This window comes from Candidatus Stoquefichus massiliensis AP9 (assembly GCF_000455285.1).
GTDB classification, from domain to species: Bacteria; Bacillota_I; Bacilli_A; order Erysipelotrichales; family Coprobacillaceae; genus Stoquefichus; species Stoquefichus massiliensis.
The window spans coordinates 244759-255260 of record NZ_HG005284.1 but is presented as its reverse complement, the minus strand read 5'-3'; the positions used below and the strand labels follow the sequence as shown (position 1 = coordinate 255260).

Here is a 10502-nt window from a genome sequence, read left to right as displayed (position 1 = left end):
AAAGCAAGAGCAGGAGAAGTTAGAGATGCTTTTGATCAAGGTAAGGAAGAAGGCATCTCAATTGGCAAAGAAGAAGGCATTTCAATCGGAATCAAACTTATTATAACACTATTGAAAGAGTTGTATCCAAATACTGATACAAGCTTCTTAGAAGGCTTAAGTGCATTACAATATGATCATATAGCGAATATGATTGCCAATAAGAAGAGTGTTGAAGAAATAAAGGATTACATAGAAAACAGTTAAATACATAAATAGAATCAGTTATATCATGAGATATAGCTGTTTTTTTATTTAAAAATGTTTCATGAATGACAATCAACTCTATCTATAAAGAAATCATTTTTATTCGCGAATAGGATTGTCTCGAATGTGGAACACATCATAATAGGAATATAAACGCCGCAATAAACATCAGGAACGAAGAGATGCGGTTAGTAATTGAGGAACCAACAAACATGCAGAACCGTGGGACAAATGAGGATAGCTCGCTTATTGTCGAGCAAGAAGTCTTCGCTTCTCAGGAGTAGTCACTCTTCTTTGCTTATGTTATATTTTCTTAAAATCATCTTTAATTGAATTGTATTTCATTATAATCTTCATCTATATATTGATCAGGCAAAGCAGATACATAACATGCAATATATGTTTTGAAACCTGATTTTTGACTTTCTTTGACTTGATAAATTTCTGAAATTTCACGAATAGACATTTCTTCATAATAATATAAGTAAATAGCATTTCGCTGGTGATATGGTAATTGTTTAACGATTTCTAACATTTCATATGTTTCTTGATGTTGATTGTCCGTCATATATTCATAAGAAAAATCTGTTCTTTTCTTTAACCACCAATGCTTTAAATGATCTTTACACAAATTGCTTGTGACACGAATAAGCCATGCTTTTTCCTTTTCCTACTTTCAAATTCAGGAGATTTATACAAAACTTTATAAAAGCATCCTGAACAATATCTTGAACTTGTGCATAATTATGGATATGATGTAAAGCAATTCTTAAAAGCATATCACTATATTTCTCTACAATCCTATCAATTTCCCTTTTTGTCGTCATCATAGTTCCTCCCTTCATATATTCAACGATTTAATGATTGAATATATTGCACAAACTCTAAATTATTGATTGATTTCTATTCATTATAAATAATCTTATCATATATGTGTGTTAGTTTAGAAAAAGTTTACAAAAGTAGACATGAAAAGTAAAGAAGTTAAATTTTTATTGCGTTATACTTAGAAAAGGAGGTGTTAATTAAATGGATTGGTTAGAAAAAATGAATGCTGCAATTGCATATATAGAAAGCCATTTAGAGCAAGATATATCTTATGAAGAAGTAGCGAAGATTGCCTGTTGCTCAACATCCTATTTTCAAAGATTATTTTCGTACGTTGTTGGTGTTTCCTTATCAGAGTATATACGTCGCAGAAGAATGACACAAGCAGCCTTTGACCTGCAAAGAACCCACAATAAAGTGATGGATATTGCTTTAAAGTATGGTTATACATCAGCCACATCTTTCCATCGTGCATTTTCAAGTGTGCATGGTATGTCACCAACGCAGGCAAGACATTGTGGGAGTTCGCTCAATGCTTACTCGGCAATATCTTTAACTGTTCGAGTTACAGGTGCACAACCTCTTTCCTATCATATAGAAGAAAAAGAAGCCATACGCATCGTTGGATTTCGATATCCAATCACTTCTGTGATGGAAGAAAATCATCGGATTGTTCCGCAGTATTGGAAAAATATCTTTCACACAAAACAAATAACACAACTTCTGCAATTATCAAATTATGAGTCGAATGGATTGTTGGGTGTGACTGTTTATCATGATGACCAATCCATTGATTATATGATTGCAGTTTCATCAACACAACAGCTTCCTCAAGGTATGGTTAGTTATGCTATTCCTGCTCATACATGGGTTGTCTTTGAAAATAATGGAGATTTCAAAGGAGATGTACAAAATATTTTTAAACGTTTTATGAGTGAATGGTTACCATTTTCAGGATATGAATATGCTGGATTGCCTGATATTGAAGTTTATCCAATACAACCTGAATTATCATCAAAAGGTCATTTTCAAGTAATGATTGCAATTAGAGAAAGGAAGGAAAAAGAAATATGTATCATTTAAGATTAAAGGGAAAGCATTATGATATGGGAGTCAAAAGAGGGAAAGTTTTTCAAAAAGCACAAATCACTTTTCCAATCCATTTAGATTATTTTCAATCAAAACATGGAAAAGAAAGTGAAAAAATATTGAGAGAATTTTTTCCAGAAGTCTGTGAGGAAATAAGAGGAGTGACTGATACAATCGGTATTGATTATTTGGAATTTACATCATGGATGTTATGTATGGGGTGCTGTATGTATAATCTTGAAGACAATATTCCAGTAGAAATCAGAGGATGTACAGCCTTTGCTTATGAAAGAGATGGTCATGTGATTTATGGTCGTAACAATGATTTGCCACCTTATTTAAAAAAAGGCAGTAAAAGTGAAATTTATACACTAGTCAATGGAAATAAGTTCAATATCACAACCTCTTCATTTATCAATGGGGAAGAAGGTCTTAATGGATATGGTTTAGCAGTTGCTATGACATTTGTGATGACCGATTTGAAAAGAATAAGACCAGGATTCAATAGCTGTTTTATTGTCAGATATCTACTTGAAAAAGCTAAAGATACAGATGATGCAATATCATTATTAATGGAATTACCAATAGCATCAAACTGTAATGTTTTGCTTGCTGATAAAAATGGAAATATGAAAGTTGTAGAATGTACACCAAACTTGAAAAGAATAAGAGAAGCAGAAGTCATTAATGGTGATAAGATTGTTTGTACAGTGAATAGTTTTACTTCAAGTAAAATGCAATCATATGATGATTCTCATGGCAATGATTATGATTCTCACAAGAGATATCAAGTTGTTTTAGATAGTTTTCGAAAAGAATTGTATGGAGATCTTATAGAAAAAACACAGTGTTTACTTAAAGGTGATTATGGTTTTATGTGTCAATATGATAAGAAATTAAATTTTGAAACGATATGGAGTTCAATATTTGATTTAAAGAGTTTAATGATTTACCGAGCAGAAGGTGATCCAAGGAAAAAGAAATTTGTAAAAGATTGTAGATTACAATGATGGATATCAGTGTAATCTTTAAGAATATTTAAAAATAGTTAATAATTATGGAAATTTTCATGAAATCAGTGTATGATATAAGTGTAAAAAATTGAAAAGGAGATTATACATATGGGATTAGTTTCAGCTAAAGAAATGCTTGATAAAGCAAAAGCAGGTCACTATGCTGTTGGTCAATTTAATATCAACAACTTAGAATGGACAAAATCAATTTTATTAACTGCAGAAGAATTAAAAGCACCAGTCATCTTAGGAGTTTCTGAAGGAGCTGCAAAGTACATGACTGGATTTAAAACAGTTTCTGCTATGGTAAGTGCAATGGTAGATTCTCTAGGAATTACTGTACCAGTTGCTTTACATTTAGATCATGGTAGTTATGAAGGAGCTAAAGCTGCTTTAGAAGCAGGTTTCTCTTCAATTATGTTTGATGGTTCTCATTATGGAATCGAAGAAAACATTGAAAAAACTAAAGAAATCGTAGCATTATGTCATGCTAAAGGTGTATCAGTTGAAGCAGAAGTTGGTTCAATTGGTGGAGAAGAAGATGGTGTTGTAGGTAAAGGTGAAGTTGCCGATCCAAAAGAATGTAAAATGATTGCTGATTTAGGAATTGATTTCTTAGCAGCAGGTATTGGAAACATTCATGGTAAATACCCAGCTAACTGGGAAGGTTTAGATTTTGAAGCATTAGATGCTATTCAAAAAGAAACAGGAACAATGCCTTTAGTATTACATGGTGGTACTGGAATTCCTGCTGATATGATTAAAAAAGCTATCACTTTAGGAGTTTCTAAAATCAACGTTAATACTGAATGTCAATTATATTTCCAAGAAGCTACACGTAAATATATTGAAGAAGGTAAAGATAGAGAAGGTAAAGGATTTGACCCTCGTAAATTATTAGCACCTGGTGCTGCTGCAATTCAAGAATGTGTAAAAGAGAAAATGGAATTATTTGGTTGCATCAACAAAGCTTAATAAGATGTATATAAAAATGACGCAAACGCGTCATTTTTCTTTTGGATATATATTGATAGAAATTGATTGAAAATATCTATTTAATGATTTCTGAAAATCATCGAAATCACTTTGTGATTTTAATACTCTTACAATGTTTTGTGGGGAGTTATGTGAAGTAATAATAATAACCGTTTTCTTCTTAAGAATTGTTTCATTCATTTTATTTAAAATTTCATGAAGCCTTTGATTAGAATCCTCTTGATGATAATAACTTTCTGAAATCCATTGAGATAATTCTTCCATAGAAATCACTGTCTCAAGATTTCTTGGTTGTCCAAAAACTCTTTGCATGGCCTCATAAGTTGTAAGCCAAACATCTCCGCTTTTACGTATTTCATTCTCATCAAATTTATTTCTTTCAACAGCCTTTCTTAACGTGTTTCCATTAGCAAACCCCCATTTTTCAGCGGCTTCACTAAATGTTAAAACTTGATTTAAATCTATCACAATGATCAACCTCCATTTCATTTATTATAGATGAAATAGAGAAAGTTGTATAGAGTTATATTATAGATTCGTTTCAATATCTTCTAAAGCCTTTTTACCATTCATTGTTCCAAATGCACGCATATCAACAAGATGTACAGGAATATGAAATGGATCTAAAGCCTTATATATACTTTCTTTTAAATAGCGACTCTGCGGACATATCCAAACACTATTGATAATTTTATTTAATTGATATTTTTGAATAGAACGTTCATTAAGTAGTTCAGCAGGTCCATAAGCAAGAATCATATCATAGGATTTCTTATAATTCTCTAAATCCTGTAGAACAATAAAAATATGTTCTACCAAAACATTTTTATCTGATGCCTTGCCAATAGATTGACAAAACAAACTAGAAGTTGCTCCTCCAGAGCAACATATATAAATAAACATTATGATATCCTCCTTATAAATGTTTCAATAATAGTAACAAATTCTTTTGATTGATCAGTAAATACTTCGTGACCACAGTCTTCAAATAAATGATATTCAATATTGTCGGAATGATTTTTATTCATTTCATTATTAATATTTTGAAATAAACAGATTGAATCATCTTTTCCTTGCATCACAAGAAGAGGAAAATGTATACTTTCAAATATTCCTTTAAAAGTATATTGAAAAAACCAATGAGACATTGCACAAATATGTTGAAGTGAATTTGATGGATTCATATCACTGAATATCCATTGATGGACATTTGGATCTGAAAAGAAATCTTCAGGTTGTTGATCATTTTCATTATTGGAGATGGTTAAATGAGATGAATATTGTTTTTTCATATGCTCATAAAAGTCAAGTGCCTGATGTCTTGAAAATGTAATTGCTGGACTACTCAAGATCACACCATCAAATATTTCAGAGAATTTTTGTATGCATAAACATGCTAATAAGCCACCAAATGAACCACCCCACAAGAATAATTTTTGAATAGGGAATCTCTTTTTGGTATCTTGTACAACTTGAAAGACATCATTAGTAATGTCTTCAATGGTAATTCCTTGTGATAGATCATAGAATGATTGTCCACAGCCACGCTGATCAAAATAGATACAGTGAAATTTTTGATGAAGTTGTTGAAAAACTGGTAAATCCATGAGAGCTTTTGCCCCGCTACCAGGACCGCCATGTAAAAAGAGAATAGCTATTTGGTTATGTGATGGATTAACAGAATAAACTTGTAATTGACATTGATTTGAAATGACTTGATATTGTTCCATATGTTCTCCTTATTATATCTTAGTCACTATATCGTGACAATAATATAGTATCACAATCTTTATTCAATAACAAGACATAATATGATTTGATAAATTAAACTATGACTTTGCAGTATATCTTATAAAAAAGAAAATCACTTATCCAAAGAATATAAAATGATGAATTGTTACTTCCCTGTATTTGTTGACAGATGAATATGCATACTATAAAATAATAATAGAAAACAAAAATACATTATTATATTTATGTAATTGTGACAATTTGATGTTATTTTTTGTTAAGGAGAATTATTATGAAAAAAATAATGATAATATTATCAGCAATGTTTGTTTTAGTAGGCTGTGCCAAGGAAGAGAAGAAAGATATTACGGATAATCCTACCAGAGATACACAAACAAGTGCGTCAGTGTCTCAAACGAATCAAACAGATGAAAATGACACTCAAACAAAAGAGATTATAAAGATGCCAACTTTAAAAACTGTCGCAAAGGAATTAGGTATTTCTGTAAACAAAATAAATATTTTAGAACAAACGGATAATCATTTGTTAGTGAGTTTTAATGATAGTAATTCTGGAATATTTGAAGATCAAGCAAGAAAATTAGAAAAAGATGGTTATCAATTAGAATTATATGATGGAACTATATCTTCTACTTTTGTATTAAAAAAAGGAAATCAAACCATTTCTATCACAACAATCAGTGATCTTGATGAATGGAAAGAAACTCATCAAAATGAAATGAATGTAAAAGCAATTAAAGATAATGATAATTGTGTTTATGAAATAGTCAATCAATAGAAAAGGTATCGCTTAAAGCCATGAAGTTTTAAGCGATATTTTTTGTATTACGATTGATTAATATACTATATAGTATAGGAGGGATGGTATGTCTTCAACAGTTGACTTGGTTTTATTGGGAATTGTTTATGATCGGCCAAGAAGTGCTTATGATATTCAAAAACATATTGAATATAGAAATTTATCTTATTGGGTAAAGGTGAGTACACCATCAGTTTATAAAAGAATGATTGTATTAGAGAAAAATGGTTATTTAGATAAGGAAATTATTAAAAATGGGAAAAATCCTGAAAAAACAATTTATCAAATAACTGAAAATGGAAAAGAATATTTTCATTCTATGATGTTGGAATATTCTCAAAAGAGTATTCAAGTTATCTTTGATTTTAATGCAGTTATTGTTGGATTAAATAAAGTTTCTAAAGAAGAAGCGTTGCAATATGTAGAAAATATTTATTTTAATATTAATCAATCACTCGTTTTTATAAAAATGATTATAGAACAAAAGCAAGATGTTCCTATTGTTGGAAAAACGATTATGCAACAACAAAAACAGGTTTTAGAATCTTTACAAAATTGGTGTCATGATTTCAAAAATGAATTATTAGAGTGTGAAGAATTAGAAAAGATGAAAGAATTATAGGAGGGAAAAGTTTATGTATCAGTCAAGATGTGGTGTTTGTTGTGATGAATGTGAAAGAAGAGAAAGTGTGAATTGTCAGGGATGCATACATATGGAAAAAACTTTTTGGGGTGGTGTATGTCAAGTTAAAGTTTGTTGTGAAGAAAAGGGGTTAGCACATTGTGGAGAATGTACACAATTTCCTTGTGATATGTGTGCACATATGGGAGAAGATATGGGATTTGATCCTCAACCCAGATTAGCAAAGTTACGTGAATGGGCTAGTGAAAAAGTAGGAACAAAGTAATTTCTGTTGATTTTATCATCAACCCTACAGTATAATAGGTTAGAGGTGAACAAAAATGATGATATCTACAAAAGGAAGATATGCTTTACGTATTATGATAGATTTAGCTGAACATGATAGAATGACATTTATGCCACTTAAAGATATTGCAAAACGTCAACATATATCAGAAAAATATATGGAAATCATTATTAAAGCTTTATCAAAAGCTCAATTTGTTCAGGGATTACGTGGTAAAGGTGGAGGCTATCGTTTAACGAGAGAACCAGATACATATACCGTTGGAAGTATTCTAAAGCTTACAGAGGGAAGTTTGGCTCCAGTTGCATGTTTGGAATGTTCACCCAATACTTGTGAAAGGGCTGAAACTTGTAAAACTTTACCTATGTGGCAAAAACTTGATCAGATGATAGATGATTATTTTGAAAGTATAACATTAGCGGACTTGATTTGTCAGGATGATGATGGTTATGATTTTGTAATTTAAATTCTTACATATGTAAGAATTTTTTTCTTATAACTCTATATACCTATTGACTTAATAGGTATATAGAGTTATAATCCCTATTAACCTACTAAATAAATGGGTAAATAAAAATAAAGGGGATATAGGTATGAAAAAGAAAGCATTAAAGTTTGAAACATTGCAGTTGCATGTGGGACAAGAACAGCCTGATTTGGCTACTGATGCAAGAGCAGTGCCGATTTATGCAACAACATCATATGTATTTAAGGATTCATCTCAGGCTGCAAATCGATTTGAATTAAGTGAAGAGGGGAACATTTATTCACGCTTAATGAATCCTACATCTGATGTTTTTGAAAGAAGAATTGCTGCTTTAGAAGGGGGAAAAGCAGCTCTAGCGACTTCATCGGGGTCAGCTGCTATTGATTTAGCGATTCGTAATATTGTGAACTGTGGAGATCATATTGTCTCCTCACAATCTGTATATGGAGGGACTTATAATTTATTGGCGAATACATTAACAGAATGTGGTATTACAACAACTTTTGTAGATGGCCAGGATCCATCCAATTTTGAAAAAGCTATTCAAGAGAATACAAAAGTGATTTATTTGGAGTCATTAGGGAACCCTAATGCTGATATCATTGATTTAGAAAAGGTTTCAAGTATTGCTCATCAGTATGGTATTCCGGTGATTGTAGATAATACATTTGCGACACCATACTATTTTAGACCATTGGAACATGGTGCTGATATTGTTGTTCATTCAGCAACGAAATTTATTGGTGGACATGGGACAGTGATGGGTGGTGTCATTATTGATGGTGGTCATTTTGATTGGAGACAGAATGATAAATTTCCTGCTTTAACAAAGCCTAATCCATCATATCATGGGATTGTTTTTAGTGAATCTTGTGGAGATATTGCTTATATTATGAAGATTCGTACAACATTAATGAGAGATCAAGGTGCTTGTCTATCACCGTTCAATTCATTTTTGTTGCTGCAAGGACTAGAGACATTATCATTAAGAGTAGAGAGACATGTTGAGAATGCTTTAAAGGTTGTGGATTATTTAAAAAATCATCCAATGGTCAAAAGAGTCAATCATCCTTCTTTATCTCAAGGACATCAAAAAGAACTCTATCAAAGATATTATCCACAAGGTGCAGCATCTATTTTTACATTTGAACTCAATGGAACACAGCAACAGGCAAGACAATTTACAGAATCACTAGAAATCTTTTCATTACTTGCTAATGTTGCAGATGTCAAGTCTTTAGTTATTCACCCTGCTTCGACAACTCATTCACAAATGAATGAAGATGAATTAAATCAGGCAGGCATTTATCCAACAACCATTCGTCTATCAATAGGTACAGAACATATTGATGATATTATAGATGATTTAGCTCAAGCATTTGAAAAATTAAAGGAGAATTATCATGAAAATATATAAATCCGCTGATCAATTGATTGGCAATACACCATTATTAGAATTATCAAATTTAGAAAAGAAGTATCACTTAGATGCGAGCATTATTGCAAAGGTTGAATATTTTAATCCATCAGGTAGTGTGAAAGATCGTATTGCAAAAGCAATGATAGATGATGCTATAGAAAAAGGGATTCTCAAAAAAGACAGTGTTATTATTGAACCAACCTCTGGAAATACAGGTATTGGCTTAGCAGCAGTTGGTGCTGCAAAAGGATTTCGTGTCATTATCGTTATGCCTGAAACAATGAGTGTAGAAAGAAGAACACTTATGAAAGCTTATGGGGCAGAATTAGTATTGACAGAAGGTTCAAAAGGGATGAAGGGGGCTATTGCTAAAGCACAAGAACTTGCTGAAGAAATACCTCATAGCTTTATTCCTAGCCAATTTGATAATTTGTCAAATCCAAAGATTCACCAGTTAACAACTGGTCCTGAAATATGGAAAGATATGGATGGAGAAGTTGATATCTTTATCGCAGGTATTGGAACTGGAGGAACAATTACAGGAGTTGGAACATATCTAAAATCTCAAAATCCAAATATTCAGATTGTTGCAGTAGAACCGAAAGATTCAGCAATACTTTCAACAGGAAAAGCAGGCAGTCATAAAATACAAGGTATTGGTGCTGGTTTTATTCCTGATGTATTAAATACAGATATTTATGATGAGATTGTAACTGTTTCTAATGAAGATGCATTTCGCATTGGAAAAGAAATAGCATCATCAGAAGGAATGCTTGTTGGTATTTCATCAGGGGCTGCAGTCTATGCAGCAATAGAGGTTGCGAAGCGTCCTGAAAATAAAGAGAAAAATATTGTTGTTTTATTACCGGATACAGGTGATCGTTATTTATCAACACCGTTATTTCAAGAATAGGCTTTCTTAAGAGTCTATTCTTTTTTCAAG

At 31.6% G+C, this 10502-nt stretch carries 15 protein-coding genes; 10 read left to right on the top strand and 5 right to left on the bottom strand.

All coding sequences use genetic code 11. The annotated features are described in order from the left end of the window. Positions 1 to 246, top strand: a 246-nt coding sequence (locus tag BN350_RS20780; RefSeq protein ID WP_028041991.1) for a protein-tyrosine phosphatase family protein, incomplete at its 5' end; no start/stop codon positions are given. 325 nt (positions 247 to 571) lie between these two features. Here the strand turns inward: BN350_RS20780 and BN350_RS01335 are convergent. Then, positions 572 to 877, bottom strand: a complete 306-nt coding sequence (locus tag BN350_RS01335; protein WP_028041990.1) for a sigma factor-like helix-turn-helix DNA-binding protein — start codon at positions 875 to 877, stop codon at positions 572 to 574. Next, positions 870 to 1073 carry an RNA polymerase sigma factor gene (locus BN350_RS01330; RefSeq protein ID WP_028041989.1) on the bottom strand — a complete coding sequence of 68 codons (204 nt, stop codon included), beginning with the start codon at positions 1071 to 1073 and terminating at the stop codon, positions 870 to 872. Before BN350_RS01330 ends, BN350_RS01335 begins: the two co-directional genes overlap by 8 nt. 202 nt (positions 1074 to 1275) lie before the next feature. On the opposite strand from BN350_RS01330, the gene BN350_RS01325 reads away from it, so the two are divergent. The 3 genes from BN350_RS01325 to fba all read left to right on the top strand — a co-directional run bounded on the left by BN350_RS01325 (position 1276) and on the right by fba (position 4151). Then, positions 1276 to 2157, top strand: a complete 882-nt coding sequence (locus tag BN350_RS01325) for an AraC family transcriptional regulator (RefSeq protein ID WP_028041988.1) — start codon at positions 1276 to 1278, stop codon at positions 2155 to 2157. Continuing rightward, complete coding sequence (locus tag BN350_RS01320; RefSeq protein WP_028041987.1) at positions 2145 to 3173, top strand: acyl-CoA--6-aminopenicillanic acid acyl-transferase; 1029 nt, start codon at positions 2145 to 2147, stop codon at positions 3171 to 3173. Before BN350_RS01325 ends, BN350_RS01320 begins: the two co-directional genes overlap by 13 nt. Before the next feature lie 111 nt (positions 3174 to 3284). Continuing rightward, on the top strand, positions 3285 to 4151 hold the full coding sequence (gene fba, locus BN350_RS01315; protein ID WP_028041986.1) for a class II fructose-1,6-bisphosphate aldolase: 867 nt from the start codon (positions 3285 to 3287) through the stop codon (positions 4149 to 4151). A gap of 30 nt (positions 4152 to 4181) precedes the next feature. Here the strand turns inward: fba and BN350_RS01310 are convergent, their stop codons facing one another. The 3 genes from BN350_RS01310 to BN350_RS01300 are packed head-to-tail and all read right to left on the bottom strand — an operon-like array spanning position 4182 to position 5902. Continuing rightward, positions 4182 to 4640, bottom strand: coding sequence for a helix-turn-helix domain-containing protein (locus tag BN350_RS01310; protein WP_028041985.1), 459 nt, complete (start codon positions 4638 to 4640; stop codon positions 4182 to 4184). Positions 4641 to 4700: 60 nt separating this feature from the next. Next, entirely contained in the window at positions 4701 to 5075 is a 375-nt protein-coding gene (locus BN350_RS01305; protein WP_028041984.1) for a PTS sugar transporter subunit IIB, read from the bottom strand. Then, positions 5075 to 5902 carry an alpha/beta fold hydrolase gene (locus BN350_RS01300; RefSeq protein ID WP_028041983.1) on the bottom strand — a complete coding sequence of 276 codons (828 nt, stop codon included), beginning with the start codon at positions 5900 to 5902 and terminating at the stop codon, positions 5075 to 5077. The genes BN350_RS01305 and BN350_RS01300 overlap by 1 nt, the downstream gene beginning before the upstream one ends. A 293-nt stretch (positions 5903 to 6195) precedes the next feature. On the opposite strand from BN350_RS01300, the gene BN350_RS01295 reads away from it, so the two are divergent. From BN350_RS01295 to cysK, 6 genes are all read left to right on the top strand, one after another. After that, positions 6196 to 6702, top strand: a complete 507-nt coding sequence (locus tag BN350_RS01295) for a hypothetical protein (protein ID WP_028041982.1) — start codon at positions 6196 to 6198, stop codon at positions 6700 to 6702. Between the two features lie 88 nt (positions 6703 to 6790). Next, positions 6791 to 7345 (top strand): PadR family transcriptional regulator, encoded by a 555-nt coding sequence (locus BN350_RS01290; protein ID WP_028041981.1) that lies wholly within the window; start codon positions 6791 to 6793, stop codon positions 7343 to 7345. 13 nt (positions 7346 to 7358) lie between these two features. Beyond that, positions 7359 to 7631: a DUF3795 domain-containing protein gene (locus BN350_RS01285; RefSeq protein WP_028041980.1), complete on the top strand. Its 273-nt coding sequence runs from the start codon at positions 7359 to 7361 to the stop codon at positions 7629 to 7631. A gap of 55 nt (positions 7632 to 7686) precedes the next feature. Beyond that, the gene (locus tag BN350_RS01280) at positions 7687 to 8118 is read left to right on the top strand and encodes an RrF2 family transcriptional regulator (RefSeq protein ID WP_028041979.1); all 432 of its coding nucleotides are present in this window, start codon (positions 7687 to 7689) and stop codon (positions 8116 to 8118) included. Between the two features lie 127 nt (positions 8119 to 8245). After that, on the top strand, positions 8246 to 9556 hold the full coding sequence (locus BN350_RS01275; protein WP_028041978.1) for an O-acetylhomoserine aminocarboxypropyltransferase/cysteine synthase family protein: 1311 nt from the start codon (positions 8246 to 8248) through the stop codon (positions 9554 to 9556). Continuing rightward, positions 9543 to 10472 carry a cysteine synthase A gene (cysK, locus tag BN350_RS01270; RefSeq protein WP_081652812.1) on the top strand — a complete coding sequence of 310 codons (930 nt, stop codon included), beginning with the start codon at positions 9543 to 9545 and terminating at the stop codon, positions 10470 to 10472. The genes BN350_RS01275 and cysK overlap by 14 nt, the downstream gene beginning before the upstream one ends. Positions 10473 to 10502: the final 30 nt, after the last annotated feature.